Source organism: Chryseobacterium sp. HR92, assembly GCF_045689405.1.
GTDB classification, from domain to species: Bacteria; Bacteroidota; Bacteroidia; order Flavobacteriales; family Weeksellaceae; genus Chryseobacterium; species Chryseobacterium viscerum_A.
In genome coordinates, this window is sequence record NZ_CP139139.1 from 1,541,267 (window position 1) to 1,566,784 (window position 25,518).

Annotated in this window: 15 protein-coding genes; 2 read left to right on the forward strand and 13 right to left on the reverse strand. The window is 36.8% G+C overall.

The window, feature by feature from the left end:
- The first annotated feature begins 56 nt into the window (after positions 1-56).
- Entirely contained in the window at positions 57-2,528 is a 2,472-nt protein-coding gene (locus SFA27_RS07020; RefSeq protein WP_407297231.1) for a TonB-dependent receptor domain-containing protein, read from the forward strand.
- 84 nt (positions 2,529-2,612) lie between these two features.
- Here SFA27_RS07020 and SFA27_RS07025 read toward each other — a convergent pair whose 3' ends face one another.
- Together SFA27_RS07025 and SFA27_RS07030 are read right to left on the reverse strand one after the other, a co-directional pair.
- Entirely contained in the window at positions 2,613-4,076 is a 1,464-nt protein-coding gene (locus SFA27_RS07025) for a 5-methylcytosine restriction system specificity protein McrC (protein WP_407297233.1), read from the reverse strand.
- Positions 4,076-5,947 (reverse strand): AAA family ATPase, encoded by a 1,872-nt coding sequence (locus SFA27_RS07030; protein WP_407297235.1) that lies wholly within the window; start codon positions 5,945-5,947, stop codon positions 4,076-4,078. Before SFA27_RS07030 ends, SFA27_RS07025 begins: the two co-directional genes overlap by 1 nt.
- A 285-nt stretch (positions 5,948-6,232) precedes the next feature.
- Here SFA27_RS07030 and SFA27_RS07035 point away from each other — a divergent pair, with 285 nt between their 5' ends.
- Positions 6,233-6,595 (forward strand): XRE family transcriptional regulator, encoded by a 363-nt coding sequence (locus tag SFA27_RS07035; RefSeq protein WP_407298163.1) that lies wholly within the window; start codon positions 6,233-6,235, stop codon positions 6,593-6,595.
- Between the two features lie 47 nt (positions 6,596-6,642).
- Here SFA27_RS07035 and SFA27_RS07040 read toward each other — a convergent pair whose 3' ends face one another.
- From SFA27_RS07040 to SFA27_RS07090, 11 genes are all read right to left on the reverse strand, one after another.
- Positions 6,643-9,786, reverse strand: a complete 3,144-nt coding sequence (locus SFA27_RS07040) for a type I restriction endonuclease subunit R (RefSeq protein WP_407297237.1) — start codon at positions 9,784-9,786, stop codon at positions 6,643-6,645.
- 30 nt (positions 9,787-9,816) lie between these two features.
- Positions 9,817-11,352: a reverse transcriptase/maturase family protein gene (locus tag SFA27_RS07045; protein WP_407297239.1), complete on the reverse strand. Its 1,536-nt coding sequence runs from the start codon at positions 11,350-11,352 to the stop codon at positions 9,817-9,819.
- Between the two features lie 369 nt (positions 11,353-11,721).
- On the reverse strand, positions 11,722-12,936 hold the full coding sequence (locus SFA27_RS07050) for a restriction endonuclease subunit S (protein WP_407297241.1): 1,215 nt from the start codon (positions 12,934-12,936) through the stop codon (positions 11,722-11,724).
- Entirely contained in the window at positions 12,926-14,485 is a 1,560-nt protein-coding gene (locus SFA27_RS07055; RefSeq protein WP_407297242.1) for an N-6 DNA methylase, read from the reverse strand. Before SFA27_RS07055 ends, SFA27_RS07050 begins: the two co-directional genes overlap by 11 nt.
- 173 nt (positions 14,486-14,658) lie before the next feature.
- Positions 14,659-15,141 (reverse strand): hypothetical protein, encoded by a 483-nt coding sequence (locus SFA27_RS07060; protein ID WP_407297244.1) that lies wholly within the window; start codon positions 15,139-15,141, stop codon positions 14,659-14,661.
- Positions 15,142-15,203: 62 nt separating this feature from the next.
- Entirely contained in the window at positions 15,204-16,454 is a 1,251-nt protein-coding gene (locus tag SFA27_RS07065) for a phthiocerol/phthiodiolone dimycocerosyl transferase family protein (RefSeq protein ID WP_407297246.1), read from the reverse strand.
- Positions 16,451-17,722 (reverse strand): condensation domain-containing protein, encoded by a 1,272-nt coding sequence (locus SFA27_RS07070; RefSeq protein ID WP_407297248.1) that lies wholly within the window; start codon positions 17,720-17,722, stop codon positions 16,451-16,453. The genes SFA27_RS07065 and SFA27_RS07070 overlap by 4 nt, the downstream gene beginning before the upstream one ends.
- 84 nt (positions 17,723-17,806) lie before the next feature.
- On the reverse strand, positions 17,807-20,209 hold the full coding sequence (locus SFA27_RS07075; protein ID WP_407297250.1) for a glycosyltransferase: 2,403 nt from the start codon (positions 20,207-20,209) through the stop codon (positions 17,807-17,809).
- A complete protein-coding gene (locus tag SFA27_RS07080) occupies positions 20,202-20,984 on the reverse strand; it encodes an alpha/beta fold hydrolase (protein WP_407297252.1) in 783 nt (260 codons plus the stop codon). The genes SFA27_RS07075 and SFA27_RS07080 overlap by 8 nt, the downstream gene beginning before the upstream one ends.
- Positions 20,975-21,274 carry an acyl carrier protein gene (locus SFA27_RS07085; protein ID WP_002977699.1) on the reverse strand — a complete coding sequence of 100 codons (300 nt, stop codon included), beginning with the start codon at positions 21,272-21,274 and terminating at the stop codon, positions 20,975-20,977. The genes SFA27_RS07080 and SFA27_RS07085 overlap by 10 nt, the downstream gene beginning before the upstream one ends.
- Complete coding sequence (locus tag SFA27_RS07090) at positions 21,262-25,515, reverse strand: beta-ketoacyl synthase N-terminal-like domain-containing protein (protein ID WP_407297254.1); 4,254 nt, start codon at positions 25,513-25,515, stop codon at positions 21,262-21,264. The genes SFA27_RS07085 and SFA27_RS07090 overlap by 13 nt, the downstream gene beginning before the upstream one ends.
- Between the last annotated feature and the right edge of the window lie 3 nt (positions 25,516-25,518).

Consider the following 25,518-nt stretch of genomic DNA (forward strand, 5'->3'; position numbering starts at 1 on the left):
CAGAATTTATGCTAAATTGATCCCCATTATTGCACTGTAATAATTCTATAATCATAGTGAAACAAGTATCAATTTTATTGGCTCTATTTTTTTCTGTAGGAATGGCCAATGCACAACAAGCGGATGATCAGGGGAAAATAAGCGGAAGAATTGTAGATTCCAAAACAGGAAATACAATAGATCATGCCAGTATTGGCCTGCTGAATCAGGATAATAAAGAAGTGAATGGAGCTGTCTCCAATGAAAAAGGAGAATTTTCAATAGATCATATTGCTTTGGGAACCTACAAAATAGCTGTTTTTTATGCGGGGTACAAAAACAAAACCACTTCTGATATTCAGATCGGGAGCAGTAATATGACTGTTTCATTGGGTGATATTCAATTGATCAATGGGGAAACGGTTCTGGAAGGAGTAACAATTGTGGGAAAAAAAGCAGTGGTTGAAAATAAAGTTGATAAAATCGTATTTAATGCCGCCAATGATGTAACTTCTCAAAATGGAGCAGCCATTGATGTCTTGAGAAAAGTTCCCCAGGTAACCGTAGATGCGGATGGAAATGTTGAACTTCAGGGGAATTCAAATATCCGGTTTTTAATCAACGGGAAACCTTCAGGTATATTTGGAAACAGTCTGGCGGATGCCCTGGCATCTATTCCTGCGAGTCAGATTAAAAGTATTGAAGTGATTTCCAGCCCGGGAGCAAAATATGATGCACAGGGTACAGGAGGAATTATTAATATTGTTTTAAAGGATAATAAAATAAAGGGAATTAACGGAAGCGTCAACGCAACTGGCGGAACTTTATTCGAAACCGGATCATTGAATCTGAATTATAGGAATAATAATTTCAGCATGAATGCTTTTTTCAGCGGAAATGCTCAATTGAAAGCAAAAACTCCATTTTCTCAGGACAGAACTTCCAAAGATACAGCCTCCAACACAGGGACTCGTCTATTACAGGATGGTTATACTGATTTTGAGAGACACGGATACAGAACAGGGCTGGGATTTGACTGGTCGATGAGTACGTCCACTGCTTTAAGTGGCTCTTTATCCTTTAACAGCTTTTCCAATAAAAGTACCGGGCTGATCGGCCAGCAGCAGTATATAACGGATTATAACACTTCCAATGTACAATCCATCATAGGGTCCAGAACGTCTGATAATCAGTCTTCTGTTCGTTCCATCGATGGAAGTCTGAGCTTCAGAAAAACCTTTAAAAAAGAAGGGCAGGAGCTTACAGCAGACTATGTGTTCAGTTATGGTTCCCCCACCACCAGCTATTTCCAGACACAGAGTTTGTCCGGAGCTGCATCTCCTTATAATGGAATTTCAGGGAACAACCCCGGAACAGATAACAGTCATAACCTGTCAATTGACTATGTGCATCCTCTGAATGACAATATTACCTTTGAAATGGGTGCGAAAACCGTGCAGCAGCATATTACCAATGCCACAGATGTACATGTTCTGAATGCTTTATCGGGTCAGTATGAAACAGATCCGCTGCAGTCTTACCAATTAAATTATGATATGGGAATCTATGCTGCTTACTTCTCTTCGAAGCTTAAATTATTGAACTGGCTGGATGTAAGAGCAGGGCTGAGATATGAATATACCACCCTTAAAATTGATTTTCCGAATACGAATATCCCGTCATACGGTTTGTTGGTTCCATCATTCATTGTATCCCATAAATTTGATAGCGGGGAAACGTTGAAACTCTCTTACACAAGAAGGGTAGAACGTCCTGAATATACAGAGCTTAACCCTTTCCTGAACTTTAGTGATCCTCATAATATCACCACTGGAAATCCAGCCCTGAAGCCGGAAATTGGAGATAATATGGAACTGGGCTACACAAAGAATTTTACGAATGGTGGTAATATCTCTATGTCATTGGTTGAGCGGATCAACAGTCAGGATTTAAAACAGATTACTACATTTTATCCCACATTTACAGCTAATGGAACAGAATACACCAATGTATCGGTTACGGCAAGGGATAATATTGGTAAGGAATACAATTCCGGAGGAATCATCTCTCTTTCTTTGCCGTTTTTTCATAATGCCATGAATCTGCGAAGTAATATCATGGTATTTCACCGTTATATTGTAAGCCATACGTATGTAGGTAATCTGGATATGGGAATGCGTTACCGTGCAAATCTGAATCTTAATTACCAGTTTCCAAAGAATTTTGTACTGGAAGTATTTGGAAATTATAACTCAGCGGCTAAAAATATACAGGGTAAAAATCCACAATCCACTACCTACACCTTAGCGGGTAGAAAAGAGTTCTGGAACAAAAAAGCAAGCATAGGCTTTACCATTACGAATCCGTTCAACAAGTATATCCGGCAGATAACTACCGTAAATACGGGAGATTATCAGTCCTATTCTGTAAGAGATCTGCCGTACCGCTCTTTTGGAATCAGCTTCAGCTACAAATTCGGGAAGATGGATTTTAAAAAGGAGAAAGATATCAGCAATGAGTATTTGAATGGGCCGGGATCGGGGAGTTAACAGTATTTGACATTCATTACAAACGATATCAATAAAAAGGTTCAGCTAAAAAGCTGAACCTTTTTTATTTTTTAATATTCAACACTAAGCTAAAGGCAGATTTATTCCTAATTTAAATACTTTGTGATAAGCTGCAATCTGATTCTCCTTATTATCAAATTGCTTTTTTATATTTTCAATTGAAAAATTATGTAATAACGACGGAGGATTATTGCAATGATCTTCATCAGGCAGGTGAAGATGAGGATAAATAATCAGGCAGTCCATCATTTTATCTTCCTCCCATTTATCACTTTTACTTTTCATTTCATTGATAACCTTTTTTAAACGGGAATATCCGGAAACCTGGCGAATATCTTTGTGAATATGACTTTTTGTGTATTTCAACTTATATTTTGTGTCGATGACCATTTCATAATCCGGTTTACTAATCAGAAAATCCAGGTGATTTCCGTAAGTTTTGAATTGATAGTGAATATATTTCTCATCTCCGGGGTTTGCTTCTATTAGTTGATAATAAAAATACAGTTCAAACAATCTGGGCATATCAATCCAGAAAGGAGGTGTTTCTATTTTTTTCTGAGTTGTTTTTGTGATGGTATAAGAAAAACGTTTTAGTATAAATTGTCCTATCCTTATAGCTTCTCCATATTCATTGAAGAAAGGATTCTTTTTAATATGTTTTAAATGATACTCATCAACATCAGAGCTGATATGTTCAAATGCAGGTCTGCAATAACTTAAAATATGTTTGATAGATTCTAGATTGGAATAGAATAATAATGGATTATTTTCAATGTAGCTGGTGGCAAAATCCAATACTTTTTTAAGAAATCTGTTTTCTAAATGATCTTCACCAAACATCTGAAATTCACAAAAAGTGGAGGTAAGCCTGTTTTTTAAAATATTTTTTTTAATATGCTGGCCTACCAATACTTTACCCTTAATTTTACTGTTAAGGTTTTCTTGTTTTTTATAATATGATTTTTTCAGACCCTTTCGTACAATTGTTCTTAAATGCTGCAAAAACTGTATGATAAGAAAAGGAGTTAGACGGTCGTCTTTTTGATCGATTTCAATATATTTTGCATTCCAATCTATTTGAATGACATCTTTGGAATATTTGGCTGTTTCCGGTAAAGACATGATGTTTAAAAGAATACTAAGGTAGTTGATTTCCTTAGCTTCTGCTTTATCTTTACTACTAAACTCATCGGGAATTTTAATGGAATTTTCTTCCTCACTAAGACAGTTCTGGAAATATTGAGATAAACCCGCATTGATCTTAGGCTCTACATAAATGGTTCTGCCGGTATTCCCCAGCCAGTCAACGCCAACAAAATAATCAGCTTTAATCTCACAATGATTTTCTCCTTTCACCACTGAAAATGAAAAAGACTGATGGTTAAACTCTTTACTTTCCAAAGCTGTAAACAACTGAAAAGATTCATCATCAAGATGCAGTTCATCCTGCGTATCCAAAAAAGGTTCTTCAGGAATAAGTCTTCTGATCAGAAAACTTTTATGTTCCGAAAGTAAAATTCCCATTAATTATTTATTTTCAGATCATTGATATATTCTTTGATGTTTTTTCCGCCGTGGTTTCCGATAAGAACACCATCTTTTACATACTCCAGAAGAATAGGAACCACTTCATAATTCATCTTCATTGTGAAAATTTCCTCTTTTGTCTGATCAGCTCGTATATCTTCATTTTTGGCAATAAAATAACTGTGTCCCAGTTGAACATCCTTCGCTTCAAATTCACCACTTACATTTCCATTTTTAAATAGGTCCGAAACTTTTTCGAACCCTTCATTATTAAAATGAATATGCTCGTCATCCTCAAGAGGTTCAGGTAGCACATCAATAAAAGCAAAGCGTCGTCGTATCGCATAATCAATATGTCCAACACTACGGTCTGCCGTATTCATGGTGCCGATGATGTATAGGTTGGGAGGGAGGATTAAGTGATTTTTATCTGAGAGAATTGAATCCTCCACTTCATACATGGAATTAACAGCTTCTCCTCTATATTCTAAAGCATAAATAAGTTCTCCTAAAACGGAAGAAAGATTGGCCCGGTTGATTTCGTCAATAACAAGTACATAATTCTGCAACTTTTCAGGATAAGATTCACCCTGATATTGGTATTCATCAAAGAAAATCCTTAATAAAGCATTGTAATAGGTGTAACGGTAATGTGCATGAATAAATTTGTCTTTATCTAATTGCTTATTTGATAATTCAAACTCATCAAGGATTATAGCTTTAACTAATTTCTTAAATTCACTAAATTTCAAATACCCTGGAGTTTGCCATGATTTTCCATATTTGAAATATGAATTTGTCACGTCATAAATCTTAATGTCACCAGAAAGGACTACCTCTTCTTCAGGTAGTTTTGCTTCAATATTAGTTTTAAATTCTTCAAATTTTGTATCAATCCATATTTCAATATTAGATTCTGAAGAAATATCAGTACTCGCTTTGTAATTTCTTAACGCTTCTTCGGTAAATAAACCAAGCGTTTTATTTACATTCTTATACTCAATTCTTTCTCCTTTAGATTCTGCTACAATACCCCTTACAAAATCTTCATAGGCGTAACTAGGGTGCAACTGGATAAGCTTAAACTGCGGATTGTCTTTTAATTCTTTAGCATTATTCAACCCCAATAATTGGACGGCCAACTCCTTGGCCATTCTTGTTTTTCCGGTTCCGGGAGGTCCTTGCAGGATGATTTGTTTTTTATATTTTAAAATTTGGATCTGCTGGTCCAGTTTATTTTCACTCATATCATTTTGTTCTGTGGAAGATAGGGTATTTTGTTCCTGAAAATAGTCGTAAACCTGCCAAGGAAGGGTTACAATTTCATAAACACTTTTATGGAGTTTTTCTTTAAATATATGAAGAAGGTTATAGCTGTCCTGAAACCAGTCATATGTAAGTTCCATTTCAAAATCCTCAACATTCTTGTTCAGAAGATATATTAAGCTTCTTAATTTATCCTCATTCACCACTGTGCACAATAGCTCTGGTTGAAGCGCTGCAATAAGCCTGTTAGTAGCTGCTTTATTGTTATTGGTAGTATATGTGCGAATCAGATTTTTGATTTTGTGATAATCTTCAAATAAGGGTTCTTGTTGGCTTAATGCAATATTTTGTAATAACGGAGAAAGAAGATGCCAATTTTGTTTGATAAGGTCTTTTTCTTCATTAGTAAAATAGCCTCGCTTTAAAGAAGATACACATTGGCCGACAGAACGCATGAAAAATTCATTGAATATATCCTGATCCCAATCTTTCCAATTTTTTCCTGTACTTGCCTCTGCTACAAACTGAGGTACAAAACGATTATATTTTCCCTGCCAAGGTTCCCAAACCTCTATTTTGTCAATTAATTCTGTAAAAGTCATGTTGGTTTTTAGTTTTTTGTATTGTCTTAGTTAATAACCCATTTACAAGCAATGGAGTTCATATCAGGCGTAAATTATTCTGATAAAAATGTTGAACATCTTTTATATGATCATATAAAGAGATAAATGATATTTGTTTTCATGGATCTGTTGTTTTTGGTTTACAATAATAAGAAAAATCCTTAATGGATAATTACGGGAAAGCGTAAGTTTTCTGTAAATATTGCTCAGAAATTCTCCTTGGCCCTTCGGAAGTCCCTCCAACCTGTGAAACAATTCAGGGAAATGCTGGGCATCAAGCAGGAGGCTTTGGCTCTTGATCTTGGGGACGACTGGAACCAGAAGAAAGTTTCTTTGCTGGAACAGAAAGAAATTATTGAAGACCCTTTACTGAAAAGAATTTCTGAAGTATTGAAAATTCCGGTGGAAGCATTTCAGAATTTTAATGAGGAGCAGGCGGTGAATATTATTTCTAATACGTTTGATAATGGCTCTTTCTTAAATACAGGCCATACACCTACTTTTAATGTAAATACCATTGAAGAAATTAAGAAATTACATGAAGAGAAAATGGAACTTTATGAGCGTATGCTGAAGGAGAAGGATGAGATGATGATGAGGCTGGAGAAGCTTATTGAGAAAAGATAATTAATTATAAAAGTAAAGAGGCCAACTTAAAAAGTTAGCCTCTTATTTTATCTGTTTTTTTTGAAATTTTCTGCCTGTTCCAGAACATTCTTGTATACATCATCTTGTGTAATGGGCGGATAGCCATATTGATGTAATTTTACAATAATATCCATTTTTAGTTTTGCTTTGATGTCTTCTCTGTCACTCCAATCAGGATATTCTGCGGTGTTATCTACGATCTTCTTTATTTCCTGAGCCAGTTCCAGCATGTTAGCTTTGTCGAAGTCAAATCCATATTGTTTAGAGATAGAATCAAGTATATCATAAAAGGCTTTTTCTTCATAGTCGATTCCTAAGTCCTGATAAGACGCCATTTCGGTGCGAAGCTTCAGTATCAAATCAAGGATCTGTTCTGATGTATCTGCTTGTATGCCATCATAATCTAAGATATCGAGCTCACTTCTTTCATTATAACGATTGACAATGTTCTGTAGTCGCTCAGAAAACTCCATCCCTTTTACTTTATTGACTTTTTTAAAATCGGAAATAGTCTGTTTTAAAAGGCGCTCTAAAATTTTAATTTTGGTATTCGGTAATTCAAGATTATTAATTTTTTCAAGAAATTTATCATTGAACAGATCAATAGCATTTGCCTTGTTATCATCCAGTTTAAAAATTTCTTCAACACCTTCCGAAACAATAGCATCTTCTACCATTTTGCTCACTTTAGCATTCATCTGTGCAGTGTCTGGTGCCTCACCTTTGGTTAGTTTTACTACTATAGATTTGATAGCAAAATAGAAGTGTATTTCATCTATTTGGTTGCTGTTGAATATTTCAGAACCACAGGTCAGATTATATGCTGCTTTTAATTTTTTGGTTACCTCTACAAAAAACTGTTCAGATTTTTCCGTTTGTAAAACCAGTTCTGATGCTCTGTTTAAACATTGTAACTGTTCTACAGGTGAACCTGTAAAATAATCTGTGGTGTCAAACTGGTAGAAAAACTGTCGTAATAACTCAAGTTGATCTTTTACAATAATCACGGCTTTATCCAAATCCTCAAAATCATCAGTGGCGGTTTGATTATTGAATAATCCCAAAGCGTGATTCAGATTTTTTTTAATTCCTATATAATCTACTACCAAACCTTTTTCTTTTCCTTCAAACTTTCGGTTTACACGGGAAATAGTTTGTATAAGATTATGGGTTTGCAGCGGCTTATCAATATAGATTGTATCAAGAAAAGGAACATCAAATCCCGTCAGCCACATGTCTACCACAATAGCTATCTTAAAATTGGAATGGATTTGTTTAAATTGGCGATCCAGCTCCTTGCGGTCATCTTTTGTTCCCAGAAGATTCCAAAGTGATTCATGATCATCTTTGTTTCTGGTCATAACCATTTTGATACTTTCAATAGGCTTTATTTCTTTCTGTTCTTTTTCGGTAAGGTGATCTGCAATTTTAATTTCATTCCATTCCGGACGAAGCGCAATAATTTCTAAAAACAGTTTATAGGCAATTTCACGAGATGCACATACAAACATGACCTTGCCAGCAACAGTAGCTTTTTCTGCTACACGGCTTTCATAATGCTGAATAAAATCTTGTGCAATAGCTTTGATGCGGTCAGGGTCTCCTAATACAGATTCCATTTTAGCAATAGCTTTCTGACTGGCTTCAACATGATATTCGGAAGCTCCTTCAGCAACTGCGTTGTCATAATATTTTTCAATCTCGACTACTTTAGAATGATCGAGATTCACTCTGGCAGCACGACCTTCATACACCAATCTTACTGTAATCTCATCTGCAACAGATTCTAACATTGTGTAAGAATCTACTATTTCACCGAAAACGTCAAGTGTTTTATCAATAGGTGTTCCAGTGAACCCGACATAAGTTGCATTAGGTAAAGAATCGTGAAGATATTTTGCAAACCCATAAGTTTTTTTTACTCCAGCTTCGTCAATCTTTATTTTTAGATCAAGATTGACCTGTGAGCGATGGGCTTCATCTGATATACAGATAATATTATTTCTATCAGATAAAATTTTATTATCTTCTGCAAACTTTTGAACTGTTGTCAGAAAAACACCTCCACTTTCTCTCCCTCTCAGTCTTGCTCTCAGATCTTCTCTGGATTCTATATTGATAATATTTTCATCTCCAATAAAGTCTTTGGCGTTAGTGAAATCTCTGGAAAGTTGATCATCAAGATCGGTACGATCTGAAATAATAATGATTGTTGGACTCGAAAATTTTGTCGAACGCATTAGTAATCTGGACAAGAATAGCATGGTGAAACTTTTTCCACATCCTGTAGCTCCAAAATAGGTTCCACCTTTACCATCACCTTCAGGTTTACGATGCTTTAATATGTTGTAAAAAAGTTTATTTGCCGCATAATATTGAGGATAGCGACAAAGTATTTTTTCTTCTTTTTTAGAAGTATCGGGAAACAGAATAAAATGATGTAGAATATCACCAAGCCTTTGTTTATTAAGCATTCCATGAACAATAGACGTTACAGTATGAATCCCTGTTAAAGCTTTCTTTTCTTCTCCGGTAATTTTATGCCAACCATAGAAGAAATCATAAGGTGCAAATAAAGATCCTGCTTTATTATTCACACCATCGCTGATGATACAAAATGCATTGTATTTCATCAGTTCCGGAATGTCTTTTTTGTAACGGACTGTTAATTGTGTGAAAGCATTAAAAATTGTTATATTTTCTTCAATTAAGGTTTTAAACTCAAAAACGACAATAGGAATACCATTGATATAAAGAATAAGATCAGGAATACGAAGTTCCTTACCTTGAATTTCTAATTGATTGACAATTTTAAAATGGTTGGTTTGTAAAAGACTGTTTTCATCAATATCAATATAACGAATGTGCAGATCTTTTTTAGCAGGATTATTTCTTTTGAAAATCCAACCATCTGCTAAAAGCTTTCCAATATGCTTATTACTATCATATAGATTAGATGCCGGTTGATAGGCTAGTTCATTAATAATCGTTTCCAATTCTATAGCTTCCAGATCTGGATATTGCTGCATTAGAAAATCACTTAGATCTTCCCTGATCAATACTTCTTGATTAGAGCTCCGCAATATTTTTTTGCCATCTAAATACTCATAACCTTCTTCTTTTAGAAGGTGAATGAATGATTTTTCTAATTGGGATTCAGTATATTTCATGATATTAGTTTAAATGTAATAAAATTATTTTTAAGAATTTAATTCGTCATGGAAAACCTTCCAGTGGTTTTTAATTTGTCCTTTTATTTTATTATTTACCATTACTTTTGAAGATTTATAGACATAAGATAAAAAATTTCCCCAGTTATAATCTTCCGATTTAATAAATTTATTTTGACTGTTATCCCATTTATATTTTTTTAATCTTTTTGCTCCTTTATAGGTAAACATTTTATATAGTCTTCTTTTAAATATTTCATTTTTGAATTTTCCTTTTTTAGAAGAGTAGTGTTTTGCCCGACGGATGCTTCTTTTCATTTTTCTATAATAGTTGGAAATGCTTCCAGACTTGATTTTAGTATATTTCCCATCAAATTCAAATCCTAAATAAATAAAGTTTTTATCCCAATTAATTTGCTTAATAAATTCTTGACCACAGATCAATCTATCATTCTCCTTTTTAAATCTAAAGATTTGTGTTTTTTCTCTTTGAATTTCTAACTTATATTTTTCAATCTCCGTGTAAATCAATTCAGAAATTTCTGTTTTTTTGTTGAGAGGGCATATTACTACCATATCATCAGAATAACGGCGGTAGATTCCTCCAAACTTAGATATTACATCATTAATGATTTTGTCAAAGTGTAATAAATACATGTTTGCTAAAATAGCACTAATAGGAGAACCTTGTGGAATGCCAAAGTTTTTATAAGTTATGCTTCCATCTTTATTTTTAAAAGTTTTTGAGGGTCTAAGTAGTTTTCCCTTATTGGCATAAAACTCTTTTTTTGTACAAAAAGCAATGGCATTTTGACTTTTTAAAAATTTTATTTTTGCTACTTTACGCCTTTTTATAGGCAGATTAGTGCCATCTTTATTTTTTCGTCTTGTAAAAATTTGATTCTGAAAAAGATTAAAGATATCTACAAGATCAATAAAAGAAAATCTTGTAATATTTTTATAAATATTAAAATGATCTGGTGGAAGTGATTTTACATCTAAAACTTCCATCCAAATATTTCTTAATAACTTATGATCTAAGTTATCAAAGAAACTGGAAATATCAAATGCTATTACAGAAAACTCTGTTTGATTATAATCCAGTATGTATTTAAATACATCATTAGCGAAATCGACATTACATTTATTACTTGAATTAGGATCTGTAGGATTTAAAGGAATCGATCGATAAGCGTTAATTATTTCTCCAATATTATGTTTTTCAATACATTTTTCATATTCTACATTAAGTATTGTAGCATAATAGCTATAAATTAATGCATCGATGTGACTTGCATAGAATATTTCTCTTTTCTTTTCTTTTTTATATCTAGAAATTAACTTTTCATCTTCATAAAATACTATTTTCTTTCCTGTATTTTCGTCATATTTTTTTCTAAATTTTCTCTGATAATTAGTTTTATGAATGAAGGGTAAAAAACCATGTTTAGCCATTTGGTCAGGATTAGTGATATATTTTTCAATCCATTGCAATCGCATTCTACTCTCTATAGGAAAACCTATATGAGGATATCTCTTAATTTTAAACCAATCTTTTATTTCCATGATTATAAAAGGAGTAGCGAAGACCCAGTGCGAAGCAATCCTTTAGGAAATTATACATTCCCCTGAAGTAGACATGCTCTATCGATGATTGCTCATCGCTCCGACTATATGCTGGGTAGCTAAATAATTGATGTAACTTTGCAACTATATTCAAATGGTATGAACAAATTGACAACATTCATCTCTGGTATGATTCCAACCTTACTGAAATTGATTCAGATAGGTCTCTTCGGACAAGTTTCCCAAGATATTCTCTTAGTTATTTGTCTATATGAAATCTACAGACTCTAACCGTTTTTCAAGTTAGGTAGACTTTCGCCTTTTGCCCTAATACGTCCACTTCGGTTCTTCACTACTCCATAGTTTTTATTATAATTTTCTTATTTTCTCATACATATTTTCCAAATTCTTTTTTGCTGCCAATTGAGATAATAATAAGGTTCGGAGTTGAGATAATTTTTGGTTTTGCTTAGAAATATTAATTGTTTGCCTTTCTATATTTCCTACCATTTCATCAAAATTTAAAATGATTTCATCACAGAAAATAACTTTTAAATTAAATAATTCATCCTTATTTATTGAGCTAAAAATAGTTCCTGTTCCTTCACTTAAATTGAAGTAATTTCTAAAATCTTTTAAGAGATAAAATATAAAACTATTATAATCGGAACGAAAAGCTGCTAACCCCCTTCCAATACAACAATCAACATCTGCTACATTCAAATCTCCCACTGGTGCTCTAACAGACATTAAGATATCTCCTTTTTTAGCATTTCTTTTAGGCTCTTTTGTATAAATTCTTACTTCAGGAATTCGAAATCCAAAATCTGTTCTTCCTTGATAAAATATTTTACCTATTCCTTTATCATTATAGCTTTCACCTTCTGGAGATTGCCCCATAATAATCTTAGAAATTTCACTCAAATTCTTTATTTTCCATCCTTCCGGAATATCCTTTTCTAGCTGTTCATTCCAAATCATTCTACCGCCAGAAGATTTATAAGGTTTTCCATTTTTATTAGGAAAATCAAAATCAACAAACCAATGTTTATACAAAGACTGTGCAGTAGCTTCTAGCTTTTCACAAATTTGCTCATTGACTTTTATTTTATTTTCTACAATTTGGTACTGAGTAACAATTTTATTTTGTTCTTCAATCGAGGGTATAGGAAGCTTAACTTCACATAACTCTTCCCATTGAAACCCCCCACGTATAGAACTATCACATCTGAAATCTGCATATCGATCAAATTCGGATCTTCGAAACCACATCATTAAATATTCTGGTAAAATAATATTCTTATCTATAATTTCAAAAACAACATAGGCAGGAGAAATGATCACATCTTCTCCAAGATTATTTAAGACTACCGGTAATTTATGAACTCGAATTACAGACATAAAATCGCAACAAAATTGCCCCTGTTTAACAATTTTGTATTTAGATAGGTCTGTTCCTACAATATTAGATGTAGATTTTCTAAATTCTTTATTCATACTTAATCCTTGTAGATTAAGCACCTTAAGGTCTTTATTTTTGTTATCAACCTTTTTAATATAGTCTCCGAGAGTTTTATAGTTCATAACCCAAAGTTTTAAAAACATTGAAAACTTCTTTTTTCAAATTGCTTTCCTGTAGAAAAAGATCTTTTAAATCAGATTGTAAGATTTGCATTTGCTCTTCATAATCCAGATTTTCATCACGGTTCACAAACTCAATATATTTGCTTGGTACTAATGAGTAATCTTTTTTACGAACTTCTTCTAAAGTTGCACTATAAGAGTATTCAGGAACATTTTGATATGTTTCTTTCCAATCAATCTGCTGCCAATTATGATAATGTTGAGCAATTGTTGTAATTTCTTGTTCTCCAAACTGAATAAATTTCTTTTCAAAAGGTTCTCCTTTTTGACGAAGATCCATAAAAAGAATCTCGTTTTCACGGCTACGATAGTTTTTAACACCATCATTTACCTGTAGAGTTCTTTCTTTTTTGTTACGATTCAAAATCCATAAAGTCACAGAAATATCTGTAGAATAAAACATTGCTCTTGGTAGAATGACGATAGCTTCCACCAAATCATTTTCAATAATCTGCTTTCTTATTTTATATTCTTCACCACCACCTGATAAAGCACCATTTGCCAAAATAAACCCGGCAACACCATTCTGAGATAGTTTGGAGATCATATTCAAAATCCATCCGTAATTAGCATTGGACTTTGGAGGGACTTCGTAGCCTGCCCATCGCTGGTCATCTGTTAATTCATTTTCTGCACGCCAGTCTTTTAAATTAAAAGGTGGGTTAGCCATAATATAATCGGCTTTCAGATCTTTATGCTGGTCATCAGCAAAGGTATCTGCAGCCTTACTTCCAAGATTAGAAGCAATACCACGGATAGCTAAGTTCATTTTAGCCAGTTTATAGGTCGTGTTAGTTAATTCTTGCCCATAAATAGAGACATCCTTTTTATTTCCTTTATGCTTTTCAATAAATTTAAGGGATTGTACAAACATACCACCAGAACCACAGGATGGATCATAGATTTTTCCTTTGTAAGGTTCTATCATTTCTGCAATCAGATTAACAATAGATTTTGGGGTATAGAATTCTCCTTTTCCTTTTCCTTCTGCGATAGCAAATTTACTTAAGAAATATTCATAAACACGCCCTACAATATCGTGGGCTTCATCTTTCAGCGTATCAATATTGTTAATAGTATCTAGTAACGCTGAAAATTTAGATTGATCCAACCCAAGACGGGAAAAATAATTATCTGGTAAAGCACCCTCTAATGACTTGTTGGTACGTTCTATTGTTTTCAGTGCAGAATCTACTTTTAAAGTAATGTCTTCCTGTTTAGCATTTTCTATAATGTATGTCCATCGGGATTCTTCAGGAAGGTAAAAAATATTTTCTGCCTGATAGAATTCCGGAATTTCCAGAAATGCTTCTTTGTGCTCGTTGATAAGCTCTTGTCTTCTTCTTAAAAATTTATCATTCGCAAATTTGAGAAATATCAAACTTAGAACAACATGTTTATATTCTGATGGTTCTACAGAGCCACGTAATTTATTTGCAGAGTCCCAAAGAATTTCTTCAGTGGATTTCGTCTGGTCTTTTTTAGCCATTATTGAAAGAAAAATAGTATTTGCCGTAAAAATAATGATATTAAAATGCAAAGAAAAATAAAACAAGAGAAAAAAAATTACGGTAATCCATAAATGAGTATGTTTATATTAATGATAAAGACCTGAATTATTAATGTTCAGGTCTTTATTTATATTACGGATAAAAAATATTATTAATTAATATCTAAAATTGTTGAAGCGGTTCTCCTACACATCCACCTCCTCAATCTCCAAATCGGCAAATACACAAACACCACAGACAACACACCTGCCAATACACCCACAACAACAGCCATTGCCGTAGCGTCCAGCTTATAATCCTTTGAGAAATTGTATTGTCCTATAAAGAGTAGGGAGAGTACCAATGAACCTGTAATCAAACCATGTAGGATGCTTAGTTTGGTCATTAGCTTTTTAATATTTAACTGTTCGTCTACGGTAAATTCTATGGCTTCCTGGCTGGCGGCGTCGGTTACTCTTTTGATGATATCAATAGTAAGGACTACCGGAAGGAAAATAGCCATTGGCAGGGTAAGGCGGGCCAGGTTTTGGGTTCCTGAGAAAAAATGGGTGTAGCCTAGCTCTTTAAAGCTGGCATACGCGATGATGAAATTAAAAAATACATTCGGGAGGACATAGTAAATCGTACGCTTCATGAGAAAGCGTCTGAGGGTGGTTTTTTTTATAGGTTTTGGCTTTGGCGGCTTTATTTTAAATTTCATGAGGTGGTCAATAGCTCAATGGCTTTATCTTTTATCTTATGGGCTTCCTCTTTGGGAAGGAAATTTTCATTGGACATGAAGGTGAAGTCCATCTGCTGGTTGTACGTACTGGCGACTAAGGTATTCGAGTTCAGCCATGGGAAAGCCACGGTAGGACTAAAGACCGTTTCCAGATTGAAATTTGTGTAATCATTCGGGATATTTACCTTTCCCATATTGGATAAGGTTACATCATGTCCGCCTTCGCTGGATCTCAGCATACGGATCATACGTTCCACAATGGGATGCATGCGTTCTCCCATCCATAGGAGTTCACGGGCTTCCAGCTTATCAATTTTCTCAATAAGATCTCTTTTGATCTGCTTGGCATTGCTCAGAACATCCTTGCTGTCTTTTTTCAGGGAAAGTTCTACGGTTGGAGCGAAAGCAAATAAATGATCTTCTTTTATTTCCGGGATAAAATGGCGTACATCTACAGGACTGATCACCTTCCCTTTGGCACGGTCTCCCTGAATATCCCTGAACGCCTGCATCACAGAAGAACACAGCAAAGCATGAACGGAGATTCCGTTGGCTTTACATTTTTCTGTGATCAGTTTTGTATCCTCCGGCGTCATTTTCCAGTGGATGGCGTAGTTTTTTCCAAGGTTTCTCTTTTTACTTTTTCGTTGGATAGAAAAGAATACCCTGGCAAATAGCAAGTAGAGGCTAGCTTTATATTTTTTGATTCCTGTATTAAAATCCGAAGGCAGAAAATCATCTACAGATTCAAAAGCTACATAAGGAATCAGCGGGGAATGAGGATTATCCAGCAAACTCAGAAGTTCGCGCATTAAGGTCACTCCGGTGGTTCCGTCTGAAATGCAGTGAGGCATGATCCAAAGAATTTCGGAAGTATCCTGTCCTTTTATCCAGACTACTTCGGCCAGTGGCTTTTTGGGAGTTTCAAAAAGTTGAAACCATCCTTTTTCGGATTCTTTGATCCAATCATCATCTGTCTTTCGTTCTACAATACGAAGGGGAATAGGCTCAATATCCCTTTGTCCCATAAAAAAAGGATAGCGCCCCCTGCTATGATCAATATTGACTCTCAGAATAGGGTGCTTCTGCTGGATTTTCACTAAGGCTGTTTTAAAATTGTCCTCAGAAACCTGTCCGTTTATTTTTGCTGTATAAATACAGTTTAAAGGTGTTTCCGGATCTACATACATGATCCTTTCCACCATCATTAAGGGTCTTTTGATCATGATACTGCTGTTTGTTTAACTTGTGAATAAATTGTCCTCAGAACCTCATCACGGATGGCTGTTACTTCAGTATAAGGTAAATAGCCTTCGCTTCCCATGATTGAAAAATCCATTCTTCCACGGTAGGTAGAAACCACCAGCGTTGTGGTATTTCCCAATGGACCAATGACCGATGGGCTAAAGATTGTCTCTACTGAAAACTCTTTATACTCATGGGGAATCTGAAGAGGTCCCAGATTAGAAAACATACAGTCGTTGGAAGACTTTCCGTTCTTTAACAGTCTGGTGAAACTTTTCAGCGCATCATGTCCGGATTCCATTACCATCATAGTGATATACGGATCCAGCTTTGAAGCCTTTTGTTCAACAGATTTCTGCATTGCACGGAGATTCTCTGTAAAGCTTAGCTTTTCATCATAAGAAATCACAATCATCAGCCCGAAAGCGAAGATATGATCTTCTTTAATCTGTTTGGCAAAACGTCTGATATCTACCGGACAGGAAACTTTGTTGAAGGATTTTTTACCTCTTACTTTTTTAAATGAATGTAATAATGCGACACTCAAAAATGTATTGACGGTAATTTCCTGGGATTTGCAATAAGCGATGACCTGCTGACTTGTTTCTTCATCCAGTTTTCCATGGATCAGATAGTCATTCTGTCTTTCAACAGGTTTTTTGTTTACCGGAAGCCATTTGATGGCTGTAGCTGCCAGTCTTCCGATAAATCTGGCTTTTAGTTTTTGTCTTCGACTGTTCAGAATATGGGCAGGAACTACATCCTGAATTCCCATTATCGGGTTTTCTATTCCTATATCGGCAGCCGGATTGTCCAGAACGATGAAAAACTCTTTTAAGAAAGCCATTGCAGAGCCACCATCACAAAGACAATGATGGAATACAAACAGCATGTCGGAGACGTCTTCTCCTTTGATCCAGATAAACCGGATCAGGGGTAGTTTTTCGTAATTAAAGGTGGTGTTCCATTCTTTTTTGGATTCTTCCTGCCACTGATCTTCACTTTGTCTGGTGACGATTCTTACAGGAATAGAAATGGTTTTTTCAGGAACATTAAACCAGGGAATATTTTTTTCATCATGGCTGATTAATGCTCTCAGCCATGGATGTTTATTTTGAATTTGGGCTAAAGCCTGCTGGATCTCTTTTAATGTAAAAGTCCCTTTCAGTCTGAACGGAATGACCGCGTTAAAAGGTTCTGTTCCATTTCCCAGTAACATGCGTTCACCAAATAGCAATCTTCTTTTCATATACGGATATCTTCTTTTTTAAGGTTGTATGAATCACAATGTCTTCATCAACCTTTGTTTCCAGATCATTGCGATTACATGAGCTTATACGGAGGCTAATATTAAATGTTCATGTACAAAATTTTCTAATAGTTCTACGGCTTTGTCATTTCCTCCGGCAAGCGTAAATGTGTTGCGGACTTCCTGAGCGGCGGTTCTGTATTTTGGATTTTCCAATAATTCAAAAACCGTTTCACGAAGAGCATCTACACGAAGTCTTTTGTACCGGATGCTGATTCCACAGCCTGCCTGCTCAATAAGTTTTGCAATGTGGAAGTGATCATAAGCAATTGGAGTGATCAGCATTGGTAAGCCATTACGGAAAGTATCATTTACCGTATTGAAACCACCATGGCAAATTACCATATCCATTTGCTGCATTACTGCCGATTGAGGGACAAAGCTGTTCACAATAAAGTTGTCCGGCCATTCTTCAAAAATTTCCGGTGGAGTAGCAGCAATCACTGTTACCGGCTGATCTTTAAATGCTGCGATGATCTTTTCAAAGAAGGCTTTTCTGATATCTACCAGCAGCGTTCCCAATGATACAAATATTTTAGGAGTTGTGGAAGCGTTTAATTTATCCCAGTCAAATGGAGCATCGTTCGGACGGCCTTTCACAGGACCTACAAATTTCATATGAGGCGGAACGGTTTCAAAACCAGCGAAAGCCTGCGAAGTAAACACCATATTCAGCTTGTGAGAATGGATGTAAATTCCTTCCTCATGAATACCTACTTCCTTTTGAAGGTCTTTAATCAGGTTTTGCTGCCATTCCCAGATTTTTGGAGCACTTTTTTCCGTGTCTCCCATCACATCCGGCGGAACTGGAGTTGTCGTTACACAAGGAATATTATTTTTGTGAGCGAAAAGAGCCCCTCCGAAAGTGATACAGTCGTTCACAATCACATCAGGCATCCAGCTTTCTGTAAGTCTGGTTAATCCCGGCATCATCATTTTAGCGAAAGGAACATAGGTTTCTTCCAGTGCCAGTTTCATTACTTCAGGTCCGGAACATGCGGGTCCGTCATCCTGTCTTTTTAAAATACGGGCAATTTCCTCCTGATATGGGATAAGATCTTCTTCAGGGTAGAAATAAGAACCTCCTTCAGGAATATGTTTGCTGTCTAGAGGCGTAATCCCGAACCATTTTACTTCGTGTCCGCGGGCAATCAGACTTGCTCCCACACTTAAAGTAGGGCTTACATGTCCGAAAAACGGAGGAACAACGAATAAAAACTTAGATGGCTTTTCAGGTTTTGAAGCCTTTGATATAGCCTGTTCCAATAGATTAGCTGCTGTAGGTGCGCCTCCTGCTTCCACAAAAGACTGTCCTACTTTCTGAGCCGCTTCACGGTAGCTTGGATTATTTAAAATCTGTTGTACAGCCTCTCTCAGGTGATTGGCTTTAAATCGGTTAAAATTAAGACGCTCACCCGCTTCTGTACGCACAACACGCCCTGCAACATGCGACTGGTCATACGCAATCGGAATCACTACCAAAGGAATACCATTGGATAATGTTTCAGAAACGGTGTTGTGACCGCCATGGCAAACCACACCATCCAGATGAGGTAACAGATCCAGCTGAGGAACCTGCTGATAGACCATAAAATTATCCGGCCACTGCTCAAAAAGCTGTGGATCAGAAACCACTACAACGGTTAAGTTTTCATCTTTAAAAGCATCAATGACCTTCTGGAAGAATGCTTTTTTATGATCATGATCGAAGGTAGTTCCAATACTTACCAGGATCTTTTTGTTGGTAGCATTTTTCAATCTGTCCCAATCGAATTCACAAGAAATACGACGCTCTGTAAGAACTGGTCCTGTGAATTGATATTGAGGTGCCAGATCTTCCATTTCCCCAAAGAAATAATTGGAGGTCAGAACAAGGGTCAAAAGATCTGAAGTTGCGAGAGAACGCTCTTCATTGAAGCCTAATTCTTTCTGTAGATCAATGATCTGATTCACTTCCCATTCGTGTACTTTTGGAAGCTCATTCATGATTTTGATGGCTGCCGGAGCGGTAACGGAAGTAGCATAAGGAATTCCGAGTGCCTTTGCGGCAACCGGGGCTGCAAATAACTGATGATCCCCGATAATCAAATCTGGCTGATATGTTTTTAATAATGAAACAATACCATTATAGCAATGTCTGTTCAGCGGGATAAGAACCTCTTCGTACAGAAACTTCACACTGTCTATACCATACACTACTTTTTTGGAAATAATATCGAGATATTGTTCACTTTCTTTCTTTTCTTCGTCGGTCTGATCGTATTGGATCAGTAATAATTTTCCTCCCTCGGGAAGTTTAGCCTCTAAAGTCGGGTCAAGGCTGATCCAGGCTACTTCATGTCCTCTTTCCAGCAGCGTAGCACCGATGCTTAGGGTAGGGTTGACATGACCTGTTAATGGTGGAACTATAAATGCAAATTTAGCCATGGTTTTGTGTTAAAATTTTAGATAAAAATTGAGAGATCGTTTCAGCAATGAGCTGAGGTTCCTGAATAGGAATATTGTGATCACCCGGAATTAATTCAAGTTCAGACTGGCTGATTTGAGATTGCAGCCACTCACCGGTAGGTCTGCAGTTGGAGTCAGCGCCATAAAGCAATAGAGTAGAAGCCGTAAGTTTGTTGAAGTCGGTTTCACCCAGGAAATGTTTTTCCCTGATCATATCTGCTTTAATGCTGGTCTGGTTAAACAGAAATTCATACATACGATGGTTCTTTTCCATTTGTCTTTTGCCCATCTGCACTTTGGTGGTATCTGTAAAGTTGGCTACATAATGCTCAAGAAACTCTTTGCTGTATTCATCAATGATGTTACGGGCTTTTTCGTCCTGAGGATCCGGAGCTTCCATCACCACGAGCTGATTCACGCGGTCAGGATATTCTAATGCTGTTTTCAACGCAATAAGACCTCCGAAGCTATAGCCTACAAGGTGTACTTTTTCCAGTTGAAGGTGATCTATTAAACCTATTAAATCGGATGACATGTTGTCAAGATCGTACCCATCCAGAAAGCGTTCACTCATACCGTGGCTTTTCAGATCGTACATCACCACATGGAAATGCTTTGCCAACACAGGGGCAATATTAAAATAATAAATGGACAGGTTACTGAACATACCGTGGATGAGTACCACGGTTTGTTCGGCTCCTTTGTTGAGTTCCTGTATATGAACTTGTCTGTTATTGACAGTGATTATTGGCATTCGTAGATATAATTGATGATCATACTAAGGTCAAGATTGATCAGCTGGTCAAGATCCATAGAAGATAACCAACCTGTAAAGTCGATCTGATCGCCAAAATGCGCTTTGATCTTTTCAGAGAAAGAGACAATTTCAATGCTGTCCATTTCAAGATCTTTGGTGAATGAACTTTCAGGAGTAATATCCATCTCTTCTACAAATTCAGCACCTATCACTTCAGTAATAAAACCTTTTAATAAAGTAAAAAGTTCTTCGTGGTTCATTTTTAATGTTGCGTTTACAGTGTCCATCCGATAATATAATTTTTATGTTTAATAGTTTTGATTTCAATATTGTTGATCCACAGGTGATCATCTTTTATAAATTCGACTTCAAAGGCTTTAGGATTTCCTTTCAGTCCTGTTCCCAGGAACTTTCCGTAAGCTTCCTTGGCTACCCAGAATCGGGTGGTCCATTCTGCCTGATCTCTGTCTTTTAATAAGGTTAATTCTTTGTCGGTAAATACCATGTCGTAGAATCCTGAACTGCGTTCTTCCATCAGTTCCATATCGATTCCTACAGATTTTCCATATCTCGCGATTCCTACGGCTTCTTTTCCTTTGTGAGCCAGAGAAATATGGATGTCTTTTGTAAAATCACTGATGAGGTAAGGTTTCCCCACTTCATCGGAACGGATTTCAAAGGTGATCGGGAAGCAGGCATGATTTTTTTCCTGACGCAGAAGGTTTCTTACAGCATCTTTCACCGCCACACGGCTTACCATCCAGTTTTTCTTTTTGTTAGGCAATAACTGTTGGTGGTGCTGTTTTTCTGTCTGGTTGAAATATCTTTTCAGGATAAAATCCCATGAAGCGACTCTGGTGTATGCCTGATGGAAGAAAAATACTTCAGGGGCAATCTCTTCCGAAAGACGGTTGTGCAGCGGTGACATGGAAACATTCCATAATGCGGCATCAATTTCCAGTCTTCTGTTTTGCCAGCCGGTAATGGCGCACCATACTTTTCCGTCTCTTTTCAGGATGATATCTGCAATGGCGAATTCATCATTAAGCTCAGTCAGCATGCAGGTACACTCAAAAATACCTTCCTGATCATGCATATCTCCGAAGAATTCAATGTCTCTGATTTTTACAGGGAATGCAATACGGTCTTTCACCAAAGTAAGCTGAAGCCAAAGCCCGAATAGCTGTCCTGCATTATCAAGCAAAGAACCTTTACCACCGTTTCCTTTTATTTTTCCGATGATTCCTTTGTCTCCAACGGCCGAAACTTCCGTAATTCCCTGATATTTATCTCCATGGAACATATGCATGTCATAGATTTCTTCAGGGGTTCTTTCGATAGGCAAAATATTACCGATGGAAATATTGAAATCAGGCGTTGGAATAGGAGCAGATTTTAAGACTACTTCTGCATTGGCAAAGTTTTCAATATCGAGATAAGCGTGATTGGGTGAGCGCCATTCTCCTTTTACGGTTTTTTCGAAAGGTTTGGCGACGTTCATCCATTGGAATACACTTACGTTCATGATTTTATGAACCAGTGTTCCCGGAATTTCCGCTTCCGCAATTTCTGCTAATTGTTCAAAGATCATCGTCATAGGAATTACCGGTTCCATATCAGCTACATGAGCCCATCCTTTAGGCTGTCTCAATAAGCTGTGGTCGATCAGGTAAGGATGACTTTCCAGAGTTACATACAAGTCTTTTGTGAAGGTTGTACTTCTTGGTGCTTTTTGAGCTGCAGGAGCTACAGGTACAGGTCTTTGAATCGTGATTTCCGGACGGTTCTGGAATAAAGTCAGTACTTCTTCCTGCATACGGATCATATCTGCAACGTTGTCCTGAAATGCCTGTACCAGCGGGTGGCCGCTTTTTGCAGCAATAGCTGAAGCTGTTGCTGTATATTGTTTTGGCGTGTCAAAGGACTGAGCCAATGCTTTCACTTCTTTGAAATTACGGATAATAGGTGAACCTAATTCCAGTTTAATACCTTTTCCTGATGCTTTTTTTGAATGATTCTGAATCTCTAAAAAGTCAAGAGCGATTGTTTTTCCTTCTACAAATAATGAAGCCACTACACGTTGTAACTGTGCCAATGCAGAACGGGTCGGAACGCTGGATGCAATGGTACTGAAAGCTTTTCCTTTTAAAGTATCATCAATAAATCCAATCAGACCGCCAGTTCCGACTTGAATGAAAACTCTTGCGCCTTCTTCGTATAATTTATCTGTCAGTTCACGGAAGCGAACAGGTTCAACCAAATGTTCAGCACTCAGTTTTCTGATCGCTGCCTGATCTGCGGGATAAGGTTCTAATGTGGTAGCAGACCACAATGGAATTTTTGTCTTCTGAAACTGTGCTTTTTCCATTCCGGCAAGGATCACATCCAGTTTATCAGCGATAAAAGGAGAGTGGAATCCGGATTGGAACGGTAATACCTGATGGAAGATCTGTTTTGCTTTTAACAAAGGAACTAACTCATCCAATGCTGCATTGCTTCCGCAAAGAATCACCTGATTAGGGCAGTTGTCATTGGAAACATAAAGGTTTGGAATTTCAGTAATAAAAGGTTTTATGACCTCAATTCCGGCTCCTATGGCGATGAACTTGGAATCTTTTAATTCAAAAGTTTCAGGATTCAGCACATCAATTAAAGCTTTTACTGAGTTGGCTTCTGCCAGCTCAGATGAATATCCTGCCAGCCATTCTCCTAAACTGTGTCCGGCATTCATATCTGGGATAATTCCCAGTTTTTTCAGTGAATTATCAAGGATACTGCAGTTGTTGAAAATATTTAAGGCATCGGTTAAAAGACCTTCACCTTCCGTTTCGATAGGGGCTGTCAGTCCAAAATAACGGCTTACCGTTTCTACTTCACCTTTTGCCAGTCCATCTAAGCCGGGAAATACAAAGGCTACTTTACCGCTATCTTTTAATAATGGAGTAGAAGTGTACCAGATATCCTGTTTGTTTTTCCAGATGATATTTTTGGAAACAATTTTAATGGCTTTTTCTATTCTTGCAGGCGTTGGATCGAATATCGCAATTCTGAAATCTCCTTCACCAATGGTCGTTTCATTATTTTGTAATGCAGAAAGCAGTTCTTCATGGGTAGGTCTTGCCAATATCAACACATGATCTTTTTTCGGCATATCATAGCCTTCCAGAACAACGTGGGCATTGATTCCTCCGAATCCGAAAGCATTCACTGCAGCTACTTTTGGCAGTCCTGTTTTTGACCAGTTTTTGGCTTCCTGCACAGGTTCAAACCTTGTATTCTTCATATCCGAAGTCGGATTTTCACAATATAAGGTTGGTGGCAGAGTATCGTGATGCAATGCTAAACAGGTTTTAATCAATCCAGCAATTCCGGCAGCTGGCATAGCATGCCCGATATTGGATTTTACAGATCCGATACCTGCTGCCGGCGCAGTTTCTTCTTTTCCGAAGAACTGAGCTAAGGTCTGAAGTTCTGTTTTATCTCCAAGGGGAGTTCCTGTGCCGTGCGCCTCAAGATATCCCACTTTATTTTTATCTAAATCAGCATTAATCCATGCCTGTTCCAAAGCTTTCAACTGGCCTTTTACAGATGGGCTCATCACGCTGGTTCCATTACCATCGCTGCTTACCCCCACGCCTTTGATCACCGCATAGATTTTATCCTGATCACGAACGGCATCTTCTAATCTTTTTAAGACTACAAAACCGCAGCCTTCCCCAATCAATAGACCGTCAGCATCCATACTGAACGGTTTGATCTGCTGTTGGTGAGACATGGCACCCAACTGGGCAAAAATACTCCAGAAAGCGGCATTCTGTCCAGTGTGTACACCTCCTGCGATCATAATATCAGAACGACCTCTCTGAAGTTCCTGTACAGCATGATCTACAGCAATTAAAGCAGAGGCACAAGCGGCATCTACAGTAAATGCAGCGCCTCCTAAATTGAAGCGGTTGGCAACAAGAGAGGCAACAAGATTGGGAATTAATCCCATGGCAGTATCTGCTGCAAAACGTCCTTTACGCTGTTGAAAAGCATGTTTTACTTTTTCAATGTCTGCAGAAGAAACCTGAGGCAGCAATTCCTGTAATAATGAAGAAATTTGTTCTCCGGTTCTTACAATTTCGATAGCACGGGTAGCTCCAGGACCTGTGTAATTTCCTTTACCAATGATGATTCCCGTTTTTTCAAGGGAAATATTCTTCTGAAATACGCCTGCGTCTTCAAGCGCTTTCTGTACCAGATCAAGGGTAAGCAAATGGTCAGGTTCCGTTCCTTCAACAGCCAATGGCAGGATACCAAATGCGGTAGGATCGAATGTATAATCAGGGATAAACCCTCCACGCTGACAGTAAAAACGGTCAACGGGACTTGTCGCATCACTGAAATGAACCGGATCTATCCGATCAGCCGGAGCCAGCTCGGTAGAATCAACTTTATTGACAATATTCTGCCAAAAAGTGCTGGCATCCTGTGCCCCGGGAAAGACACAGGATAGACCAATTACAGCAACATCTGTTTTTTTCATACT